Annotated in this window: 24 protein-coding genes and 1 other RNA gene; 23 read left to right on the top strand and 2 right to left on the bottom strand. The window is 50.3% G+C overall.

Annotated elements, in window-relative coordinates:
* Position 1 precedes the first annotated feature (1 nt).
* The 18 genes from BO53_RS0101800 to BO53_RS0101715 all read left to right on the top strand — a co-directional run bounded on the left by BO53_RS0101800 (position 2) and on the right by BO53_RS0101715 (position 16186).
* Complete coding sequence (locus BO53_RS0101800; RefSeq protein WP_031544836.1) at positions 2 to 1273, top strand: tetratricopeptide repeat protein; 1272 nt, start codon at positions 2 to 4, stop codon at positions 1271 to 1273.
* The gene (locus BO53_RS0101795; RefSeq protein ID WP_245608170.1) at positions 1251 to 1721 is read left to right on the top strand and encodes a YpiB family protein; all 471 of its coding nucleotides are present in this window, start codon (positions 1251 to 1253) and stop codon (positions 1719 to 1721) included. The genes BO53_RS0101800 and BO53_RS0101795 overlap by 23 nt, the downstream gene beginning before the upstream one ends.
* A gap of 17 nt (positions 1722 to 1738) precedes the next feature.
* A complete protein-coding gene (locus tag BO53_RS0101790; protein WP_031544832.1) occupies positions 1739 to 2173 on the top strand; it encodes a DUF2487 family protein in 435 nt (144 codons plus the stop codon).
* A 140-nt stretch (positions 2174 to 2313) separates the two neighbouring features.
* On the top strand, positions 2314 to 2817 hold the full coding sequence (locus BO53_RS0101785; RefSeq protein ID WP_031544830.1) for a QcrA and Rieske domain-containing protein: 504 nt from the start codon (positions 2314 to 2316) through the stop codon (positions 2815 to 2817).
* A 16-nt stretch (positions 2818 to 2833) separates the two neighbouring features.
* On the top strand, positions 2834 to 3508 hold the full coding sequence (gene qcrB / locus BO53_RS0101780; protein WP_031544828.1) for a menaquinol-cytochrome c reductase cytochrome b subunit: 675 nt from the start codon (positions 2834 to 2836) through the stop codon (positions 3506 to 3508).
* Between the two features lie 24 nt (positions 3509 to 3532).
* Complete coding sequence (locus BO53_RS0101775) at positions 3533 to 4324, top strand: menaquinol-cytochrome c reductase cytochrome b/c subunit (protein WP_051682967.1); 792 nt, start codon at positions 3533 to 3535, stop codon at positions 4322 to 4324.
* A gap of 63 nt (positions 4325 to 4387) precedes the next feature.
* Positions 4388 to 4963 carry a DUF1405 domain-containing protein gene (locus BO53_RS0101770; protein ID WP_031544824.1) on the top strand — a complete coding sequence of 192 codons (576 nt, stop codon included), beginning with the start codon at positions 4388 to 4390 and terminating at the stop codon, positions 4961 to 4963.
* A gap of 60 nt (positions 4964 to 5023) precedes the next feature.
* On the top strand, positions 5024 to 5722 hold the full coding sequence (locus BO53_RS0101765) for a zinc metallopeptidase (RefSeq protein ID WP_084184825.1): 699 nt from the start codon (positions 5024 to 5026) through the stop codon (positions 5720 to 5722).
* A 176-nt stretch (positions 5723 to 5898) separates the two neighbouring features.
* Complete coding sequence (mgsA, locus tag BO53_RS0101760; protein ID WP_031544820.1) at positions 5899 to 6276, top strand: methylglyoxal synthase; 378 nt, start codon at positions 5899 to 5901, stop codon at positions 6274 to 6276.
* 5 nt (positions 6277 to 6281) lie between these two features.
* The gene (bshA, locus tag BO53_RS0101755; protein ID WP_031544817.1) at positions 6282 to 7427 is read left to right on the top strand and encodes an N-acetyl-alpha-D-glucosaminyl L-malate synthase BshA; all 1146 of its coding nucleotides are present in this window, start codon (positions 6282 to 6284) and stop codon (positions 7425 to 7427) included.
* On the top strand, positions 7420 to 8634 hold the full coding sequence (locus BO53_RS0101750) for a CCA tRNA nucleotidyltransferase (protein WP_031544815.1): 1215 nt from the start codon (positions 7420 to 7422) through the stop codon (positions 8632 to 8634). Before bshA ends, BO53_RS0101750 begins: the two co-directional genes overlap by 8 nt.
* Positions 8591 to 9553: a biotin--[acetyl-CoA-carboxylase] ligase gene (locus BO53_RS0101745; RefSeq protein ID WP_031544813.1), complete on the top strand. Its 963-nt coding sequence runs from the start codon at positions 8591 to 8593 to the stop codon at positions 9551 to 9553. The genes BO53_RS0101750 and BO53_RS0101745 overlap by 44 nt, the downstream gene beginning before the upstream one ends.
* Positions 9554 to 9570: 17 nt before the next feature.
* Positions 9571 to 12087, top strand: coding sequence for an exonuclease domain-containing protein (locus tag BO53_RS0101740; protein WP_031544811.1), 2517 nt, complete (start codon positions 9571 to 9573; stop codon positions 12085 to 12087).
* A 30-nt stretch (positions 12088 to 12117) separates the two neighbouring features.
* Positions 12118 to 13305: a pyridoxal phosphate-dependent aminotransferase gene (locus BO53_RS0101735; protein ID WP_031544803.1), complete on the top strand. Its 1188-nt coding sequence runs from the start codon at positions 12118 to 12120 to the stop codon at positions 13303 to 13305.
* Between the two features lies 1 nt (position 13306).
* Positions 13307 to 14596 carry an asparagine--tRNA ligase gene (asnS, locus tag BO53_RS0101730; RefSeq protein WP_031544801.1) on the top strand — a complete coding sequence of 430 codons (1290 nt, stop codon included), beginning with the start codon at positions 13307 to 13309 and terminating at the stop codon, positions 14594 to 14596.
* A gap of 45 nt (positions 14597 to 14641) precedes the next feature.
* Positions 14642 to 15262, top strand: a complete 621-nt coding sequence (locus BO53_RS0101725) for a DnaD domain-containing protein (protein ID WP_031544799.1) — start codon at positions 14642 to 14644, stop codon at positions 15260 to 15262.
* Positions 15252 to 15908, top strand: coding sequence for an endonuclease III (gene nth / locus BO53_RS0101720; RefSeq protein WP_031544798.1), 657 nt, complete (start codon positions 15252 to 15254; stop codon positions 15906 to 15908). Before BO53_RS0101725 ends, nth begins: the two co-directional genes overlap by 11 nt.
* The gene (locus BO53_RS0101715) at positions 15905 to 16186 is read left to right on the top strand and encodes a YpoC family protein (protein WP_031544796.1); all 282 of its coding nucleotides are present in this window, start codon (positions 15905 to 15907) and stop codon (positions 16184 to 16186) included. Before nth ends, BO53_RS0101715 begins: the two co-directional genes overlap by 4 nt.
* A gap of 38 nt (positions 16187 to 16224) precedes the next feature.
* Here BO53_RS0101715 and BO53_RS0101710 read toward each other — a convergent pair whose 3' ends face one another.
* Both BO53_RS0101710 and recU read right to left on the bottom strand, forming a co-directional pair.
* Entirely contained in the window at positions 16225 to 18675 is a 2451-nt protein-coding gene (locus BO53_RS0101710) for a transglycosylase domain-containing protein (protein WP_031544794.1), read from the bottom strand.
* 3 nt (positions 18676 to 18678) lie between these two features.
* A complete protein-coding gene (recU, locus tag BO53_RS0101705; protein WP_156956072.1) occupies positions 18679 to 19296 on the bottom strand; it encodes a Holliday junction resolvase RecU in 618 nt (205 codons plus the stop codon).
* A gap of 91 nt (positions 19297 to 19387) precedes the next feature.
* Between recU and BO53_RS0101700 the strand changes: the two genes are divergently transcribed.
* The 5 genes from BO53_RS0101700 (at position 19388) to BO53_RS0101685 (ending at position 22195) form a co-directional block, all read left to right on the top strand.
* The gene (locus BO53_RS0101700) at positions 19388 to 19717 is read left to right on the top strand and encodes a DUF1798 family protein (protein WP_031544789.1); all 330 of its coding nucleotides are present in this window, start codon (positions 19388 to 19390) and stop codon (positions 19715 to 19717) included.
* Positions 19714 to 20253 carry an SLOG family protein gene (locus tag BO53_RS0101695; protein ID WP_031544787.1) on the top strand — a complete coding sequence of 180 codons (540 nt, stop codon included), beginning with the start codon at positions 19714 to 19716 and terminating at the stop codon, positions 20251 to 20253. The genes BO53_RS0101700 and BO53_RS0101695 overlap by 4 nt, the downstream gene beginning before the upstream one ends.
* 4 nt (positions 20254 to 20257) lie before the next feature.
* On the top strand, positions 20258 to 20584 hold the full coding sequence (gene gpsB, locus BO53_RS0101690) for a cell division regulator GpsB (RefSeq protein WP_031544785.1): 327 nt from the start codon (positions 20258 to 20260) through the stop codon (positions 20582 to 20584).
* Between the two features lie 10 nt (positions 20585 to 20594).
* Positions 20595 to 20978, top strand: an RNA gene (gene rnpB / locus BO53_RS13650) — RNase P RNA component class B.
* Between the two features lie 89 nt (positions 20979 to 21067).
* Positions 21068 to 22195 carry a THUMP domain-containing class I SAM-dependent RNA methyltransferase gene (locus tag BO53_RS0101685; RefSeq protein WP_031544783.1) on the top strand — a complete coding sequence of 376 codons (1128 nt, stop codon included), beginning with the start codon at positions 21068 to 21070 and terminating at the stop codon, positions 22193 to 22195.
* Positions 22196 to 22199 lie beyond the last annotated feature (4 nt).

Below are 22199 nucleotides of genomic sequence, written 5' to 3'. Positions count from 1 at the left end.
TATGCAGGACCAGATATATGAGATTATTGATCAACTGAAAAAAGGGGAATACCCTGAAAAGAGATTGGAAGCGGTGCTTGGCAACATCGGCCAGCTTGTCGATGAAATGGACCTTGAGGCGCTCTTCATCCTTGGAGATACACTTGTGGCCTCAGGACTCCACAAGCCGGCAGAAACCATATTCTCCCATCTTCACGACCATACCGGACATGATGATGAAGTACTGTCCTACCTCGTGGACATACTGATTACAGACGGCCGCCTCGATGAAGCATTGAGTCTGGTGAATGAAGCGGAAAAAACCCCGCCTGTGCTCATGCTGAAAGCGGAAATCTTCCAGCAGCTCAATATGAGTGATGTTGCTGTAAGATCACTTCTTGAAGCCAAGGGGTTGAGCGATGATCCCATACTGGATTTCGCCCTGGCTGAAATCTATTATGAGGATGGAGAATTCCCGGATGCCATCCGACACTATGAAACGCTCATCAGCGATGGAATCCAGGAAGTGAATGGCGTGGAGTTGAATCTGCGCCTTGCCGAGCTGCATATGAATCAGCTGGACCTGGAGAACGCCCAGATGTACTTTGATGCTGCGGATGAAAAGTACTATTCCAACGACGACTACTACAGAAAGGCGCTTATGGAGTATCAGCTGCAGTCGTATGAATCAGCCAAAAACCTACTTGCCCAGGTGATAGAGAATGAGCCCTACTACGTCAATGCCTATATCCTGCTCATGAATGTCCACGAGACGGAGCACAACCTCGATGCGGCCATAGAACTGCTGGAGGATTATATTAAAGAGGACGATACGGAACCCCTGTTCTTCTTCCATCTGGGGAGACTCCATTTCCGCAACGGGGAAGAGGGCAGGGCGATTGAGAACTTCAACAGGGCAATCTCACTCGACCAGGATTATGATGATGCCTATCTGATGCTTTTCGAGACACTTCTGAAAACCGGACGGACATCAGAAGTCGGAACATTTACATCAGGACTCGACATCCACGCACTCTCTGGAGAAAGTCTGTACCTGCTTGCAAAGATCCAGCAGGAGAATGAAAATGACGAAGATGCGCTCTCCCTGTATCAGGAGGCATCAAAACTGATCGGGGATTCCATCGAGTTCTATACGGACTACTATGAGTACCTTACGGAAATCCGTCATCCTTCAAGAAGGGATGTACTGGAAAAACTCATCATTATGGAACCTGACAATGTAGGTTGGCAGTTCGAGAAGGAGCGTTTGGATGATGAATATGACCAAGTATAGAAAAGATTTCATTGACTACATCCTGTACAATTATGACTTTGACGACCGGACTGCGGTATGGATACTGAACTTCATCAAGTCGCACCCGACGGTATCGAAAAATGTCGTCTTTCTTGATGAAGGCACCGTGGACAGGAAATTGCGTATCGCCGACAGGGAAAGTGGGAGCCCGACGCTCCTCTTTGAAAAGGGGAATACGGTCACTGTGGATGGTGAGGTCATCTTCCATGAATTGAACATGAACCAGGATCATACACTGTTCCTGCATTTCAACCTCAGTCGTCATGATGCACGCTATCAAAAGGTGAAATCACTGGAGACGTACATGGACAGGACACTGGAGAAGATGGGGCACGAAGCCGTTAAAAGACAGATAGACGAGGCACTCGATGCAAAAGACCATAGGAGATTCATCAGGCTGACTGAGTATCTCAATCAGATAAAATAATTGGAAAAGGTGAGAGAATGCTCTACAACCATCAGGACCTGAAAGTATTGAAGGATGAAATAGAATTTGTCGATACTGCAGTGATTCCCTTTGCCAGTGCGGATATGAACGATGGTTCGAGGTCCAATGCCAGCGACATGGAAATGATTCAGATGGTGACGATACAATTGGAGAAACAGCTCAAGGGCCGTCTTTTCATCACCCCTGCCATAATGACCGTAGACCAGATCACATCAGTGCTTGAAGCGTATATCGAACAGTTGAAGTCCTATGGCTTCAGGAAAATCGTCGTCCTTACCCATCATGATTTCACCATGGAGGATGCGCATTTCATCGTCCTGAACCGGATTCCTCTGGAGGACATGGACATCGAGATGAAAATGAGCCTCATCAATGATGAGGTCAAGGATGTCATGAAAAGAATCATATCAATCTGGAATCTCAAGAAATAGGCAGTTTTACACGATTATGCCATCCGTCAATATCAAAAGTTGAGATAGCTTATTGACCGGTATGAGCTAATAGGCTAAAATTGAAATGTCCTAGTTATATTAATATGTAAAAGAACGCGCGTTTGAGGGGGGAAATATGAATGTCGCAAAAAGTAACAAGACGCCAATTCCTGAACTATTCCTTGATGGGAGTAGGATCTTTCATGGCGGCTGGTGTTATATTGCCAATGGGAAGGTTCGCACTGGATCCACTGTTCCAGGAGGAGGCAGCAGGCTCCATGATTACAACAAGTGTGTCAGCTGATGAGATTACGGAGACGCCGGTCAAGGTTGACTTTTCCTATGAACAGCAGGATGGCTGGTATGAAAGTGAAGTCACTGATTTCGTCTGGGTATACCGTGATGGGGAGGATATCATCGCCCTGTCCCCAGTATGCAAACACCTCGGGTGTACGGTGACCTGGGCGGGTGACGAAGCGAATCCGAACCGTTTCTTCTGCCCATGCCACAATGGCCTCTACGAGAAGAATGGTCAGAACGTACCGGGTACACCTCCAAGAGGGCCGTTGGACCAGTATGAAGTCGGCGTGTCCGATGGTTACATCACAATTGGCGAAATGAAGGCCAATGAACTCGTAAACTAGTATAGGAGGGAAAAATGTGCTTAACAGAATCTATGATTGGATAGACGATCGCATTGATATCACTCCTATATGGAGGGATGTTGCCGACCACGAAGTGCCGGAACATGTTAACCCCGCGTACCACTTCTCGGCGTTCGTCTATTGCTTCGGCGGGTTAACGTTTTTTATTACAGTTATACAGATTTTATCAGGAATGTTCCTGACAATGTATTATGTGCCTGACATCGTCAATGCATGGAATTCAGTCTATTACCTGCAGCATGATGTTGCAGCCGGATTGATCGTCAGAGGCATGCACCACTGGGGCGCCAGCCTGGTAGTAGTAATGATGTTCCTACATACTCTAAGGGTATTCTTTACAGGTTCATACAAAGCGCCACGCGAACTCAACTGGGTCGTCGGCGTACTGCTCTTCCTGGTAATGCTCGGACTTGCATTTACAGGCTACCTGCTGCCTTGGGACATGAAGGCATTGTTTGCCACAAAAGTAGGTTTGGATATTGCAGAGAGTGTACCGTTTGTCGGTGAATGGATCAAGACACTGCTTGCTGGTGATGAAACCATCATCGGTGCACAGACGCTGACACGTTTCTTTGCCATCCATGTATTCTTCCTGCCTGCTGCTCTATTCGTATTGATGGCGATCCATTTCATCATGATACGTAGACAAGGTATCTCAGGACCACTATAGGAATGACAAGGGAGGTAAAATGATATGAAACGTGGAAAAGGGTTGACATTCGTCGGCGATTCACGAATACAGAAATATGACAAACCAAAACTTAACCGCGACTATTCGGAATTCCCGGGTCGTACTGAAGAGTTCTATCCAGACTTTCTTCTGAAGGAATGGGTGACCGGTGCAGTATTCCTCATCGGTTTCCTTTGTCTGACAGTAGCGCATCCAGCACCACTCGAACGGGTGGCAGATCCGACAGATACAGGATATATACCTCTTCCAGACTGGTATTTCCTATTCCTTTATCAAATTCTTAAATACACATATGCATCAGGACCATTCAACATCATCGGTGCCATGGTCATCCCAGGTCTCGGTGTGGGCGCACTTCTCCTTGCACCTTGGCTCGACAACAACAAGGAGCGCCGCTGGACGAAGCGTCCCGTAGCAGCTGCCATGATGCTCATCTCATTCGGCATCATCTTCTATACTACATGGGAGTCGGTTGCCTACCATGACTGGGAAACACAGAACCAGCAGGGACAAATTGTATTCTCCAATCTGGACACTGAAGACCCTGTCTTCCAGGATCTGATACGTTCGAACTGTACAAGCTGCCACGGTGGCGAATTGACTGGTGGATCGGGACCCAACCTGATCGAACCGGACCTCAACGCTGAAACAGTGAATGCATTCGTAACAAACGGTTCTGGTGATATGCCGGCATTCGAAGACCAGTTGACAGAAGAAGAAATCCAGCAGATTTCCGAGTTTGTTGCGAATCTTGAGCTGACATCGCGAGATGAGGCAGAGAATTCTTCGAACTGATGACGATATAGAATAAGAAAAAGCCCTAGCAATAGGGCTTTTTTTAATAGGAGTTCATCCCAAATGTATAAAATTATCGACCTGATGTACAACAGATGGTTCCTGATCCTGCTCCTCATATCCAATGGGTTGGGAACGATATACGGCTACTGGTGGTACAGGGGACAGCTTTCCGATACAGAGTGGTATTTCCTCCCCTTTGTTCCGGACAGCCCGACAGCGACCCTCTTCCTCTCTGTCCTCATCATCATGATCCTCCTCGGGAGGAAGTGGGGCCTGATTGATGCTTTGGCATTCACAACACTGATTAAATATGGCGTCTGGGCAGTGGTCATGAACCTGCTCACCTTCATCGAAACTGGCTTTGTGTCATGGATTGGCCTGATGCTGATCGCCTCGCATGGCATAATGGCCTTCCAGGCAATCCTGTTCCTGCCACATCTTGAAATCAGACCCGTACATCTCTATATTACAGCCATCTGGCTCTTCCATAACGACATCATAGATTATGTATATGGACAGTATCCAGTCTATGGCAACCTGGCCCAATATGAGGACCACATCGGCTATTTCGCCTTCTGGCTGAGCGTGTTCGTGCTTGTGCTGCTCCATCAGCTTGTGCCAAGGCGTTCTGATTGACTATATAAGAAAAATTGGAGTAAAATAAAGTATGAAAAACTTTTGGAGGTTGGAATCCACGTGTATATAATTTTATATTTTGTGATTTTAATGGTTGTTCCAATGCTCGCGCAGATGAACGTCAAGTCCACATTCAACAAGTACTCCAAGGTACGTTCCACGAGTGGTCTTACAGGGCGCGAGGTTGCCGAGGAGATCCTCAGGGAAAATGGCATCTATGATGTCTCCGTAGAAAGAGGCCAAGGCTTCCTGAGCGACTATTACGATCCTAAGAATAAGAAGCTCGTCCTTTCCCCACACAACTATGATACACCGAGTGTGGCCGGAACGGCAGTTGCAGCCCATGAGGTCGGACATGCTATCCAGCATGCGACAGGCTATGCATTCCTGAACTTCCGTTCTGCACTTTTCCCTCTCGCACAACTGGGGAGCAACTTCTCGTACTTCCTGATCATTGCAGGCATGATCATCACGTATGCCCAGAGCAATGCAGGCGGAGGCCTTGGGGACATGCTTCTGTGGGGCGGAATCGCCCTTATGGCATTCGCCGTCCTGTTCCAGATCGTAACGCTGCCCGTCGAATTCGATGCATCGAAGCGGGCGATGAATCAGATTGAATCACTGAACATCGTCAACGAAAAAGAATACCGACATGCCAAGAAGGTATTGAATGCAGCAGCAATGACTTATGTTGCAGCGACTGCAGTTGCCGTGGCTGAACTTGTAAGATTCATTCTGATTGCCAGAAGCGGCAACTAGAAATAATTCAGGAACCCGTGAAGGGTTCCTTTTTTATTTGTCCGGAATTCTGTTAATATTATTATGATATGATATGAAGCCTTCCGCCATCATATGACGAAACACCGGAATCGGCTTCACACCAGACAGAACATTATCTATAATCAATACTAGCAACCTAAAGAATGGATGATAATATGAAGATCGCATTGATTGCACATGATGAAAAGAAGGATGACCTCCTCAGGTTCATAGACAAGCACATTGAATTTTTCAGGGAACAGGTACTGTATGCGACAGGAACGACCGGCGGCAGAATCATCAAGCATACCGGCCTTGACGTTCACAGGTGCAAATCAGGGCCGCTTGGAGGTGACCAGGAGATCGGTGCCATGGTCGCAAACAACACGATAGACTGCATCATCTTCTTCAGGGACCCGCTTACTGCGCAGCCCCATGAACCGGATGTCAGCGCCCTGCTGCGGCTCTCCGATGTATATGATGTGCCTCTGGCCACCAATGAGGGCACTGCTGAAGCTGTGCTCTATCACCTGAGCCATAAAGACAGGGGGTAGCGAGGATGAAGATAGGCATAACCTGCTACCCGAGTGTCGGCGGCAGCGGCATCATCGCCACTGAGCTCGGCATACAGATGGCCAGACGCGGACATGAAGTCCACTTCATCACTTCAAATGTCCCGTTCCGCCTGGACGCGAATCATCCGAACATATACATCCATCAGACGGATATAAACGATTACAGTGTGTTCCGCTATCCACCCTATGATATCACCCTGGCAAGCAAGATTTCCGAAGTCATTGTAGAATATGACCTGGATGTCATCCATATGCACTATGCCGTCCCCCATGCCGTATGTGGCATACTGGCACGCCAGATGGCCCAGAAGGATGTAGGCATCGTCACTACGCTCCACGGGACGGATATAACGGTTCTCGGTCATGACATGTCCCTGGTCAGTGCAATACGGTTCGGCATCAATGGATCCGATGTCGTCACAGCCGTCTCTGAAAGCCTGAACAAACAGACCCTTTCACTGATAGAGCCCGATAAGGAGATACAGACCGTCCACAATTTTGTTGACGAGAAGTACTTCAATATGACCGATCGGGAGGCAATCAAAACGGAAATGAAAGCAAGATATGGCATCCCGCAACAGACGAAAGTGCTGATGCATACGTCAAATTTCAGAAAGATAAAGCGTATCGATGACATCGTAAGGGCGTTCCATAGTGTCCATGGAAGAATCGACAGTGTGCTTGTGCTCGTTGGGGACGGTCCCGAAATGAACAGTGTCAGGCTGCTGGTGAAACGCCTGGGACTGCAGGATGCTGTCATATTCGCAGGCCAGCAGACGGATGTGAGGAGATTCTATCTGATGAGTGACATCTTTCTGCTGATGAGTGAAAAGGAGAGCTTTGGACTGGCATTGCTGGAAGCGATGAATTGCGGTGCGGTCCCGGTCGGCACTGTTGCCGGTGGCATAAGCGAGGTCATCCAGCATGAGAGAACAGGATACCTTGTGGAAATCGGGGATTACGCCCGGGCAGGGGAGCGCATCATCAATATCCTGGAGGATGAAACCCTGTACAATGAATTCCAGAGCCGGATGCTCGAGGATATCAAAAGACGCTTCCATTCGGATGTGATCGTCAGTAAATACGAATCCTTGTACAGGCAACTGATCGGAGAAGATGGCAATGCATGAACTTTTTAAGGTAGGCAATAAGATACTGACCACTTTGGAAGCAAATGGATATAAGGGATATTTTGTCGGGGGATGTGTCCGCGATCATCATATGCAGCGTTCCATTAATGATGTGGACATCACCACGGATGCGCTTCCGGATGATATTGAGCGCCTCTTCGAGCGCACCATCGATGTTGGAAAAGAGCATGGCACAATTATTGTGCTCATTGACGACACAACATTTGAAGTGACTACGTTCCGTACGGAATCGGGCTACAGCGACTTCCGCCGGCCGGACCAGGTGGCATTCACAAGCCGGCTCAACAGCGATCTCGAACGCAGGGACTTTACAATGAACGCGATGGCCATGGATGAACATTTCCAGATCATCGATCCCTATGGTGGCAGGAGGGATATAGCAGAGAGGGTCATACGTACCGTCGGGCGTGCAGAAGAGCGATTCAACGAGGATGCCCTCCGAATGCTGAGAGCCGCACGGTTCTCGGCACACCTTGAATTCCAGGTCGCCCCTGAAACAGAACGTGCAATGGCTGAACATGCACAAAACCTCGAATACGTTGCTGTGGAACGGTGTGTTGTCGAACTCCTTAAACTATACAGGGGGCCAGGCGTTAAAGCGGCGAAGTCCCTCATGGTTGAAACTCATCTGAAAGATCATCTGGCTTTCCTTGAAAACATTCGAGATGAAGATTTTCTGGATACGGAAGTCCATTCATTGGAAAATGAGATTGCACTTCAGATGTGGAGGAACCCGGAACTGAGACGGCATCTTCATGAATTGAAACTTTCCAATGATATGAAAAAAGAGATACAGAGCACAACCGGGCTGATTGAAATGATCCATAGGCCGGCCACCGTGAAGGAGCTCGCCTACAGCCATGATATGAAAATATTGGAGAACGCATCTGCCATCATGGAGTCGAATGCCTTCAGTGAATTGGAGGAGAAAAGGGAACGCATCCAGTCGGCTATTGACCTGAAGCCACACTTGCCGATTTCGAATATTGCCGACATCGACCTTGACGGCAAAATGCTCATGACTTTCTTCAATGCGCGTGGCGGCAGATGGATCAGGAAGGTATTTTCAGCCATAGAAACAGAGATACTGGACGGCAACCTGGAGAATGATAGAAAGAAAATAATGGAGTGGGTGGATGCACATGTCGAATATGAAGCAGGAGATATTAAAATTATTGAAGAATGACCGGTTCGTTTCCGGCCAGGAAATGGCTGACAGGCTGGAAGTTTCGCGGACTGCCATCTGGAAGAACATAAATGCCCTGAAGAGCGAAGGATACAGCATCGAATCCGTTACGAACAAAGGGTACCATCTGACCGAGCCCCCGCGCTACATAAGTCCGACTGCACTGGAGCTCCTTGTGGCACAGTCGAGCCTGTTCAGCCATATGGAATACCTCCAGACGACAGGGTCCACACAGGTGGAGGCGCTCCAGAAGCTCGAACACCATGGCGGGGCCTACATTGTGGTGGCCGAGGAGCAGACAAGTGGCCGTGGGCGGTTCAACCGGGAATGGTCCTCCCCAAAAAACAGGGGACTCTACCTTTCCATCGTCCTCAGGCCCAACATACCCATCTCGGAGATCATCCGTTTCAACCTGTTCATTTCGCTCGCCATTTCCAAATCGATCGACCAGGCTTTCAGTATGGAAAGCGGGATAAAGTGGCCGAACGACATTTATATCAACAACAGGAAAGTTTCCGGCTTCCTTACCGAAGTCGTCAGCGAAAGCAGTGTGATCAATGCTATAATCTGTGGTATTGGCATCAATATATTTGAAGACGAGCGCATAGGGGCAATTCCGAATGCCACTTCAATCGAACGGGAGATGGACGCGGGCAGACATATGGACCTGGATGGCTTCATGGAAAAGCTCATCAATAATATCGAACACTACTATCATCGGTTCATCAATGAGCCATTCAGTGAAATCAGGGAAGAGTGGAAGGCCCGAGCCATCGTATTCAATAAGGAACTGAGGATTACTGAAGCGGGCGAGAGCTATATGGCGAAGGCACTCGACATCGATGATGATGGATTCCTGGAAGTGCTCGACCAATCAGGTGAAATAAGAAAAGTCATAAGTGCAGATATAGAACTATAGTGGGAACTGGTGATGAGATGCTGAATCAGAAATTTGCGGTAGTGGATCTGGAGACTACCGGCAATAATAAAAACAAAGATAGTATCATCCAACTGAGCATTGTTATTGTACAGAATCTGAAAATTATCGATCAGTACACTACTTTCCTGTCGGATCAAACGGAATTGACACCCTTCATAAAAGAGCTGACGAATATTGAAACCTCCATGCTCGAAGATGCACCGAAATTCAGGGATATCGCTCCCCGGGTCGCCAGTCTCCTCGATGGCTGCATCTTTACAGCCCATAATGTTGAATTCGACTTCGGGTTCCTGCAGGCTGCATTCAAGGCATGCGGCATCGACTATCAGCCCAGTCATCTGCTGGATACCGTGGAGCTGTCGAAAATATTCCTGCCGAGGCTTGAACGCTTCCAATTGAACGAAATCGCCCAGGCCCTCGGCCTGGAGCTGTCGAATGCGCATAGGGCGGATGAAGATGCGAAGGCTACAGCGGATCTGCTCCTTCATCTGCTGCGGAAGATGATATCACTCGACACGGAGACATTGAAGCATCTGTATCATTTGTCGAAGCCACTCAAATATAACCTGTCGGATGTCATCTTCTCCATCGTCGCAGAGTCGGGCACAGGCGGGGTCGAAGACCTCGAGCGCCATGGGAACTTCTATATAAAACGCCCAAAGCCGAACAGCAAAAAAATGGAGGCCGTTACTGTCCGGGAACTGTATGAAAGCTACATTGCACATTCCGGCAGACAGTACAGGACGGAGCAGCTGCATCTCGCCAATGAGATCTTCGAAGCGCTGGAACAGAAGGAGAACCTTGCACTGGAAGCATATACGGGCGTCGGCAAGACGATCGCATTCCTCATCGCGACCATCAGCTTCCATTCCCTCTATGGCCGAAGGGTGCTGATTTCAACATCCAAGAAGATTCTGCAGCACCAGATCCTCATTGAGGACCTGGCGGCACTGGAGGAGGCCGTCGGCATGCCGGTACCTGCTGTCGCATTGAAGGGCAGGGAGAATTATCTGAACCTGGATGCGTTCAAGCTCCTGCTGTCGATTGATGACAACAATACTGAGATCATCCAGCTGAAAATGAAACTCCTCGTATGGCTCCTTGAGACCGATACGGGCGATTTGTCGGAAATCCATTTGAAAGGTCCGGAGCGTGCCTACTACAGGACAGCCTCCATACAGGCAGGGGAGAATGCCAGACACTTCTTCTTCAACAGGGCGCTTTCCGAAGCGGCAGAGGCCACCTTCACCGTGACGAACCATTACTTCCTCACAGACTGCATCGACCACCTTCCGGATATCGATACAGTCATTGTGGACGAGGCCCATCAGCTCAAACGTTCACTCGAGGAACGGATGAAGACCACATTCAGCTATCAGACGATGAAGTTCTTCATCGGACAGATCGGCACACCGAGTCAGGAACGTCTGCTGTCGAACTATATCAGCCATAATGACGGAGCCTCCATCTATCTCCTCGAGGATATACTGAAGCATCTGAACCAGAACATAGACAAGATGTTCGGCGCCATCGCCGCCAAAAACACCAGTGATCTGCTGCACCATGTTGAAACGGGCATCCGGCATGCCTCCACCTTCCTCGGCGCTGTACGCGGCACCCGGAACTACCAGATCATCTACAACCATATGCACCACTATCAAAAGATGCTGTCGTCGCTCGGAGGGGCCATACGGCAGGACCGGTATATCCTGGAAGGAAACATGAACCTGCAGAAGATAAAAGTGCATGTACAGCAGGAAGACATGGAGTCCATCAGGAAACGGACAGGGCACATCGCAGCCACAATCATGCTGTCCGGCACACTGGAAGTGAATGGGGGATTCGACCACCTCGACTACTGGTATGGCGACAGGCCGTTCCGATCACTCATCATCCAGAAAGAAGACCTGTTCGGCGGAACGAAAATATTTATTCCGGAGGATATCCCTTCCTATGATGTCAATGATGACGATTTCGTCTCTGCCATCGTAGAGTACATCGCCATCTACCTGAGTGAAACGGACCAGAAGCTTATGGTGCTGTTTTCCAATTTCGAATTGCTGGATAAGGTGTATGAATATACGGAGGATGTCCAGACATTCGAAGACTTCGTCATATTGAGACAGACCCGCATGACCACAAGCGAGAAGCTGCTCTCACAGTTCAATCAGCTGGACAAGTGTGTGCTGCTCGGAACATCAAGCTTCAACGAAGGCATCAATATGCAGACGCAGGGAACGAAATGCCTGATGCTGACCAAGCTGCCATTCCCCGTCCCGAAGAAATCGGATTTCAGAAACTTCTATAAGAATGATCTGCCGGAAGCTGTATTCCAGTTCAGGCAGATTGCCGGGCGGGTACAGCGGCGGCCTGAGGACCGGGGGCTGCTGCTCCTGTTCGACAAACGCATTCTCGACAAGAAATACAGGAATTCATTTCTGAAGTACTTTCCCACTGAAAATATCGTTCAGGGGGATGGAGAGTCTTTCAAAGCACTGCTCCGTGATTTATAATGACTATATCAACTCTAAAGGAGAAGGAATATGCAACTCTCTCAACGCATCAAAAACATTACTCCCAGCCAGACATTGGCCATTACAGCCAAATCCAGGGAACTGAAGGCCCAAGGGGTTGACGTCATCAGCCTCAGTGCTGGAGAGCCGGATTTCAATACACCTGATGAAATCATAGAAAAGACTTATGAATCCCTCAAGGCCGGTCAGACGAAATATACATCGGCGTCAGGCATCACGGAGTTGAAGGAAGTCATCGTTGAAAAGATGAAACGGGACAACAGCCTAGACTACGATGTATCGGAGGTCTTTGTCGGCACCGGGGCTAAGCATGTGCTGTACAACCTCTTCCAGGCAACGCTCGACCCGGGGGATGAGGTGCTTATCCCAACCCCATATTGGGTAAGCTATACGGAGCAGGTGAAGCTCGCAGAGGGCAAGCCGGTCATCATGGAGACGGATGAATCGACCTCATTCAAGATCACTCCGGAAATCATCGAGCGCCATGTGACCGACAGGACACGCATGCTCCTCCTGAACTCTCCGAGCAATCCAAGCGGAATGGTCTACACGGAAGCCGAGCTGAAAAGCCTCGCAGATTATCTTGAACAGACGGATATCGTAGTGGTCGCGGATGAGATATATGAAACACTCGTCTATGATCACCCGCATATCTCCATCGCCACTTTCAGCGACAAGATGAAAAAGAACACGCTCATCGTAAATGGTGTCAGCAAGTCGCACTCAATGACCGGATGGCGCATCGGCTATGCGTGCGGCGACAGCGATGTCATCAAGGGCATGACCGCCCTGACCAGCCATTCCACATCCAATCCGGCGACACCGTCCCAGTGGGCGGCGGTGGCTGCCTACAATATGGACAGTGCATACCTCAAAGAGTACAACCGTACTTTCAACGAAAGAAGGGACAGGGCCTACGAGAAGCTGATGGAGATTCCATACATCGACTGCATCAAGCCGGAAGGCGCCTTCTATCTGTTCCCGAATTTTGCAGAGTGCGCCAGACAGTGCGGATTCGACAGTGTGGACGCATTCGTTGAAGCTGTTCTCGAAGAAGTGCATGTGGCAGCAGTACCGGGGTCCGGCTTCGGTTCACCGGACAACATCAGGCTCAGCTATTCGCTCAGCATCGAAGATATGACGGAAGCATTGGACCGCATCAGAAAATTTGTAGAACAACATACCAAAGGAGTTTAACATGAAGATTTCAATCAACCAGGCACCCAAATATGAAGGCCAGCAGGTAACGATCGGCTGCTGGCTTCTGCAGAAGCGCGGCAGCGGTAAAATCCAGTTCCTGCAGCTCAGGGACGGCACCGGCTTCATGCAGGGAGTCGTGGTAAAGGAGAATGACGCAGACCTCTTCGATAAGGCGAAGGCCCTGACACAGGAGACTTCCATGTATGTTTCCGGAACAATCAAGGCGGATGACCGTTCCGAATTCGGCTATGAGATGGAAGTTGACGGCATAGAGGTCATCCATGCCTCGGAAGGCTATCCGATTACACCGAAAGCCCATGGTCCTGAATTTCTCATGGACAACAGGCATCTGTGGCTCCGTTCCAAGAAGCAGCATGCAGTCATGAACATCAGGAACCAGATCATCAAGAGCACGCATGACTTCTTCTTCGAAAACGGCTATAAGAAAATCGATCCACCGATCCTGACGAGCAGTTCTCCGGAAGGAACGACGGAACTGTTCCATACAAAGTACTTCGATGAGGATGCATACCTTTCACAGAGTGGACAGCTCTATGCAGAGGCGGCTGCAATGGCACACGGCAAGGTCTTCTCGTTCGGTCCGACATTCCGTGCGGAGAAGTCCAAAACGAGAAGACACCTGATCGAGTTCTGGATGATAGAGCCGGAGATGGCATTCTACAACCACGAGGACAGCCTCAAAGTGCAGGAGCAGTATGTCGAGTACCTCGTGCAGCAGGTGCTGGAGCACTGCAGGCTCGATCTTGGCATATTGGACCGTGATACAAGCGTTCTCGAGAAGATCCGTGCACCTTTCCCACGCATCACGTATACGGAAGCCGTGGAACTGCTGCATGAAAAAGGCTTTGATGATATAGAGTGGGGCGAGGACTTCGGTGCACCACATGAAACCGAAATCGCAAACCACTTCGATAAGCCCGTCTTCATCACGAACTATCCAAAGGAGATCAAATCCTTCTACATGGAAGAGAACCCGGAAGATCCACGCACCGTCCTGTGTGCTGATCTGATCGCCCCTGAAGGATATGGAGAAATCATCGGCGGCAGTGAAAGAATCCATGACTACGATACCCTCAAACAGAAGATTGTCGACAGCGGCCTCGATCTTGACGCCTATGAATGGTATCTCGACCTCAGGAGATACGGCAGCGTGCCGCACTCCGGATTCGGTCTGGGTCTGGAACGTACAGTGGCATGGCTGAGCGGCGTGCAGCATGTCAGGGAGACTGCACCATTCCCACGCCTGCTCAACAGATTATATCCATAGACAAAAATATCGCCGGCAGGCGATATTTTTATAAGGAGACACAGCATGTTTGAAGAATATGTAAGATATATGAATATACCAGTGAACAAAGTGCTGCTGGACTGCTATTCCACATTGGAACTTGATGAATCCGGCTTCGTCGTGCTCGTCAAGCTGATCGATATACACCACAGGTCATCGCAGCTCCCGGAGTTTTCACACCTGTCCAAAGGGACAACGATGTCCGAATCCCAAATAGCAAAACTGATACAGGAACTGATACAGAAGGAGCTGCTTGAGGTGGAGACCATCAGGGAAGACGGCAAATATATCGAACGTTTCAATCTGGACCCCCTCTACAGGAAACTCTCCCGTCTGCTGGAGTCATCGGAGCCCGAAAAGGCGGAGCCGTCGGAAATCAGGTCCCTGTTCGAATATGTCGAAGGATTGTACGGACGGGTGATCAGCCCGAATGAATTCGAAAGGATCAACAGCTGGCTGGAAGATTCCAAGTACAGTCCGCAGGTCATCAGGGATGCCGTCGATCTGGCGTACCAGAACCAGATCACCTCACTCCAGTATGTAGAACGCATCCTTAACCAGACGGGCAGGGAGGAGCCGGCTGAAAAGGCCGACCGCATGCCTGTACGTTCATGGCTGGAAGGAGAAGATGTTTTTGATCAGTAAAAAGAAGACCGTCGAGATGATCGACAAGATAGATGCGATGTTCCCGGATGCGGAATGCGAACTGGTGCACCGGAACCCTTTCGAACTTACCATTGCGGTGCTGCTGTCTGCACAATGTACGGACAATCTTGTGAACAGGGTGACTCGGGACCTGTTCGAGAAGTACAAAACACCGGAGGATTATCTGGCCGTGGAACTGCCGGAGCTTGAGAATGACATCCGTTCCATCGGCCTGTTTAGAAACAAGGCCAAAAATATACAGAAACTGTGCAGGGATGTCATCGACCGTTTCGATGGAGAGATACCCGGCAACTATGAGGATCTGGTAAGCCTTGCCGGAGTGGGGCGGAAGACCGCCAATGTGGTGCTTTCAGTGGCTTTCGGCGTTCCGAGAATCGCCGTTGACACCCATGTCGAACGCGTGTCGAAAAGACTCGGCATCGCCCGCTATAAGGATTCAGTGCTGGAAGTGGAGCGGACGCTGATGCAGAAGGTGCCTGAAGAGCGGTGGAGCAAGACCCACCATCAGCTGATCTTCTTCGGACGCTACCACTGCACAGCCAGAAATCCCAAATGCGAAACCTGCCTGCTGCTTGAGGACTGCAGGGAAGGGCAGAAGCGCATGAAGCGGAAGAATGTCCAATGACGATTGAAGAGATGTACCAGAAGCTGCTTGAAGAGGCGAGGAATCCTGACCATGAAATGTATGATGCCTACCGGTCGGCCATAATTTCCGATATTGACGAAGTTCTGGAGGATATGTCCAAAGAGGCACATGACGCGGTGCTCCCCTTCAACTTCAAGGAGCGCATGGACTATATCCTCTCCCGGCCATACCAGTATCACAGCATCATCCAGCTGAAGGCTCTTCACGATGAATTTAGAAAGAAATACGCTTCATACCGGATAAGGAAGCGCACATAGAAAAATCCCATGAGAAAACTCTCATGGGATTTTTATTGTTATGCAGCTTCATCCGTCTCTTCCTCAACCGGTTCATCCGCCGGTTCCTCAGTCGTTTCTTCAGAAGCAGGCTCTTCGGTTTCAGGTGCTTCGGTCTCCTCTTCAGTCTGCTCTTCAGTAGCAGGTTCCGACTCTTCCTCCGTCGGCGCTTCAGTCGGTTCTTCGGTTTCCTCAACAGTCGGCGCCTCTTCCTCAGTTGGTTCCTCGGTCGGCGTCTCATCAGTCTGTTCTTCGGTGGCGGGTTCCGTCTCTTCGGTCTCTTCAGGTTCTTCGGTAATCACCTGGTTCGGCTCATCGACGTCCTCCTCCGGCTGCTGGCGTTGGGTATTGCGCTGCTGGCGCTGTTCATTTTCATATGTCTGCAGGCTTTCACTGCCTCTTACAGCAAGTTCATCACCGTTGACTTCAACCACACTGTCAGGCCGTTCGAAGTCCTGGCCGTTGTAGGTGCTGATCGACTGCATAATGTCCCTGAAGAACCACTGCGGTGTAATGTGTTCGTCCGCTCCGACAAATGAAGTATCCCCGCCTTCCTCGTTTGCTGTGAACCCGGTCCACAAACTCATCGTGTATTCAGGTGTATAGCCCACAATCCAGGCGTCCTTGGCCGCATTGTCGGGGAGATTGTATTCTTCCTTGAGTTCATCACCATAGGACGTCGTACCGGTCTTCGCTGCGATGTTCAGACCATTCATCGGAATATAGTCGGCGCTGCCGTACGGTTCGAACGTACCCTTCAGCATATCCGTCAGCATATAGGCGGTGTAGTCCTCCATCGCCTTTTCCGATTCGTGTTCGAACTCGACCGTCTCGCCTTCATCCGTCACTACGTAACGGATCGCCTGGGCTTCATTGTATGTGCCGCCGTTGCCGAGTGTGGCATAGGCTTCTGCCATCTGCAGGGGCGTGAACTGGGAATTGTCGCCGCCGCCCAGCACATCATTGAAGGTCAGTGGAATGTCCTCCTCCTCTTCAGTGCTGTAGTCCAGTCCGACGCTTTCTGCAAATTCCTCCGGTGCGTTCTCTCCCTCTTCCTCCATCACTGTCTCGAATGTCTTGACAGCAGGGATGTTGAGGCTCTGCCTCAGGGCGTCGCGCATGGTGACTTCCCCGTGGTCCTGCATGTCATAGTTGTAGATTTCATGATCGAACCCTTCCGGCTGGTATTCGGCCTCATCTTCAATCGTCTGGTCCGTACGCCATTCGAGGTGTTCGATGGCGGGTCCATAGGCGAGGAACGGCTTCATGGTCGACCCGACGTTCCTTTCGACCAAGGCCTGGTTATGCATGACCACCTCGCGGTAGTCGCGGCCGCCGGAGATGGCGACCAGGTTGCCGGTCTCCGTATCGAGGATCGTCGAGGCGAGGTTGAAATGCTCGCTTTTGAACTTTGGATTGTAGTAGTAGTCCCTGTCGTTGACCATCGTCTGGAGCTGGCTCTGGACACCGCTGTCCATGTTGGTATAGATCGACAGGCCGCTTGCCAGCGCCTCGCCGAGCTCCATGTTCCTGAACTTGTCGTTCGTCTGGAGCTCCCGCTTCACGACATTGATATAGGAGGCGTATTCCGGGTCCTCCGGTTCATTCGATGCACGCTCATCTTCGGAACGCGCAACCAGATTGGCTGTGATATCCGTGTTGATCGCTTCATTGTACTCTGCTTCCGTGATACGTTCATGGTGCAGCATCAGGTTCAATACGGTATGGGCACGCTTAGTGCCGAGTTCTGGATCGACATACAGGTTATACCTGTTCGGCAGCTGCGGGAGACCCGCCAGATAGGCGGTTTCCGCCAGGTTCAGCGCTTCGAGCTCCTTGTCGAAATAATAGAGGCTGGCCGTCCGGATCCCGTATATGCCATCTGAGTAGTAGATCTTGTTCATGTACATCTCAAGGATCTCATCCTTGGAATATTCCTGTTCGAGCCGATAGGCGAGGTAGGCTTCCTGCGCTTTCCTCTCAATCGTCTTCTCCTCCGTGAGGAAGACCCGCTTTACGACCTGCTGGGTGATCGTGCTGGCCCCCTGGCTGCCGAACCCATCGGTGACGTTGTTGATCACTGCCGCACCGAGCCTCACGAAATCGATGGCGCCATGCTCGTAGAAGCGGTTGTCCTCCACAGCAAGAATGGCATCCGTAACCTGTTCTGGTGTATCTTCAATATCAGTCAGTTCCCGCTTCTGCCCCCCGTACAGGGTGGTGACGAGTTCATCATCCTTGTCGTAGATCTTCGCCGGTATCGGGTCCTTCAGCTTCTCTTCACTGAAGGCCGGGGACTTGGATGCATAGTATGCAAACAGGAATGAACCGACGACAAGGAAAATCAGACCGATGAGAACCACCCATAGTAATATGCGTTTGATGAGGGAGGCTCTGGAACGCTGCCCCCCTTTTTTGGGAGTGCCGTTTCCCGCCTTCTTCCTCTTGGTCCTTTTATAGTTCTGTTCCATATTCTATTCTCCATTCTCGAAATAAAATTCGTCGACTGCGTCAAGGTAGCTGATCCGCGGATTCATCCCCTGCTTCAGCAGCAGGCTCGCATCTTTTATGTCCGTGTATCTGATGGACTTCCTGCCGCCTGTGAGGAATGCTTCCCAGAAGGGGAGGAAATGCTCGATCGGCATCAGGTATGTTTCATCATATAATGAAAACTTGATGATGATGAACACGACGCCCCCCTGATCGTGGCAGCGCTTCATATGGTCCACCTGATGCGCGTGTATGTTTATGAACGGGAAACGCTTATCATTGCCCGTCTCCTTCGCCTCGAAATCTATATATCTGCCTCTGTATATGCCGTTGTAGTCGCTTGTCGAAGGGACCTTGAAATAGGCTTCATCAATTTTCGCCTTTCTCCTTGAGGGGTAGTCCACATTGACGATCTGGACCGGCGTCGGCTTCTTGTGTATGACGGCGCGTCCCCTCTCGAGATAGTATGCGTTCGTCTGGTCCAGATCCTTCTCCAGCGTCATCCCCCTGGAGCCGTACTTCACTTTGCCATCCAGCGTGCGGGTCCTGCGAGCAGAACCTTTTGGCCGCGGTTTGATGCCCTTGGGATATTTCATGTACATCGCCTTCCATTATTCTGTATGATGATAATATAACATTATACAACAGATCAATGGAATTAAACCATTGATAATTATAGGGAGTGTGGCAGTTTTGTCAAGAAAGGCATCTTTTGAGGACCTGCGGGCGCTGCTCGATGAAGTCGACCGCAGATATGATAAGGCGAGATCGGGATATGAATTTGATTTTGCGACCGAAGTCGAACCGTTCCTCGAGGAAAACAAGGGGCTCGTCGATGCCATCGGCGGGATCGGCACCGACTTCAGATTCAGCCCGGCGACACGGGAGAAGGTCGTCGAGGAGTTCATGGAGCTCCTGATGGCCTGCCATGCAGGGCGGTTCAGCCTGAAGCTGTACCGGGAGAAGTACAAGTTCATCAACATGTGGCTCGCCCATGCAGACAGGGAGGGGTTGTTCCGATGAAGACGCTGATTGCAGGGTACCGTCCATACGAGCTCGGCATCTTCAAGGACACGCAGCCCGAAGCTGAAGTTCTGAAGCAGTTCATGCGGGAAAAGGTGCGGGCATATGCCGAGACCGGCACGGAATGGTTCATCATACAAGGGTATACTGGCATCGAATTCTATGCTGCTGAAGCCATCATGGCACTCCAGGAGGAGTACGGATTCAAGTACTGCGTGCTGAAGCCGTTCCACAAGTTTGACGAGAGGTACAAGGAGGAGGACCAGCTGAAGCTGAACCGCATCTTAGAAGCCAGCGATTTCCACAACTTCATCTTCGACCGACCATACGAGTCGCCGAAGATGTTCAGGATGATCAACCGTTTCCTGATCGAGCATTCCGACCAGGCACTTGTCGTGTTCGATGAGGAGGTGGAGTCGAAAACCCGTTTTATATACGAGCAAATGCTTGAATTCCAGGAGGATAATCCGTATAATATTGAAAGAATACAATTTGACGAAATCAATGCTTTCATAGATTCCGCTTATGAGAGGTGATATAATGAACGAATATACGCTGAAGCTTTCGGCAAAGGATATATTCGAAAAAGAGTTCGAGAAGTCCATTAGAGGGTTCAAGCCCATTGAAGTGGACAGCTTTCTCGATGATGTCATCAGCGACTATCAAAAAATGGCTGACATGAACAACAACCTCAAAAGGCTCGAGGAAGAGAACGCACGGCTGAAGAAGGAAGTTGAAGAACTCCGGATCCGCGTGGCAACGAAATCGAGGTCGGTGGACAACCAGGCACAGACGCATCAGATAGACATCCTGAAACGGCTGAGCAATCTGGAGAAGAAGGTGTTCGGCCAGTCCAAGGTCAATTAGTTTAAAACGGTATCTCGGATAATCGCTATGCATCCAAATGCATAGAGGAAAGTCCATGCTCACACGATTCTGAGACGATCGTAGTGTTCGTGCCTGACGAAACAATAAGTCAGGGCAGCCTCCAAGGCTGACGGCTGTGAACGGGCCTAAGTGCGATGCATATGGCCCAAGTAGCTGTAAAAGTGCCACAGTGACGTAGCTCCTGCAGAAATGCAGGAGGTGGAACGCGGTAAACCCCTCGAGTGAGCAATCCAAATTAGGTAGGAGCACTTTCCAACGGGAATTCAACCTGAGGAAAGATACTACACTGTAGTATAGACAGATGATTATCACCACTGTGCGAGTGTAACTAGTGCACGCCCCAGCACAGCGGTACAGAACATGGCTTACAGAGATACCGGACTAGATACGCTCTCCATTTGTAATGGAGAGCTTTTATTATATAATCAAACAAATAATACATATAAAAGAGAGGGTTTTTGGATGCAGTTCAAATTGCTGGCAAACACACCAATGGGAATAGAGCGGGTCGTGGCGGATGAGATCGAGGCGCTCGGCTACGAAACACGGCTGGAGAACGGCCGCGTATACTTCGAGGGGGATGAGACGGCCATCATCCGGACCAACCTGATGATGCGGACCGCCGACCGCATACGCATCATCATCGGTGACTTCAGCGTGGAGACATTCGACGAGCTGTTCGAGAAGACCAAGGCGCTGCCATGGTCGGATATACTCGGACCCGCCGCGGCATTTCCCGTCACGGGACGCTCCCACAAGTCGACGCTCTACAGCGTGCCGGATGTCCAGAGGATCGTAAAGAAGGCCATCGTCGAGCATCTGAAGGACGCCTTCAGCATCAAAACGAAGCTGCCTGAGACCGGCCCGCGCTATAAGGTCGACATCTCCATACTCAAGGACCGCGCCGTACTCACCATCGATACGAGCGGGGATGCCCTCCACAAGCGGGGATACAGGACCGGTCAGGGTGAGGCGCCGATCAAGGAGACGCTTGCTGCCACCATGCTCAAGCTCGCCAACTATGATGGCTCAAACACCCTGCTCGATCCATTCGCAGGATCCGGCACCATCCCGATCGAAGCGGCCATGATGGCCCTGAACATCGCACCAGGCTCAAATCGGACATTCGACGCTGAGAAGTGGGACATCATACCGGAAGAGGACTGGAAGCGCGAGCGGATGGCGCTTGAGGAGGCCGCCCACTATGACAGGGAAGTGCGCATCCTGGCATCCGACATCGATCCGGAAATGATCCAGATCGCCAAGGACAATGCCATGGAAGTGGGGCTGCTTGATAACATCCACTTCGAAACACGGGACATCCATGATCTGGAACTTGAGGAGCATCATGTACAGATCGTCACCAACCCGCCATACGGGGAACGTATCGGGGAGGCCAAGGCAGTGGAGGAGATGTACCGCAAGATCGGTGAAATGATGGCGAAGGATCCGACACTGAGCGTCTACCTCATGACATCGAACAAGATGTTCGAGCATATCGTCGGCAAGAAGGCGACGAAGCGCCGCAAGCTGTTCAACGGCTACATCGAAACGACATACTTCCAATATTGGGGAAAACGGGGGGAATGAAGCA

Source organism: Salinicoccus luteus DSM 17002 (genome assembly GCF_000712035.1).
GTDB classification, from domain to species: Bacteria; Bacillota; Bacilli; order Staphylococcales; family Salinicoccaceae; genus Salinicoccus; species Salinicoccus luteus.
The sequence above is the reverse complement of the archived record's forward strand: the minus strand, read 5'-3'. Positions and strand labels throughout refer to the sequence as shown.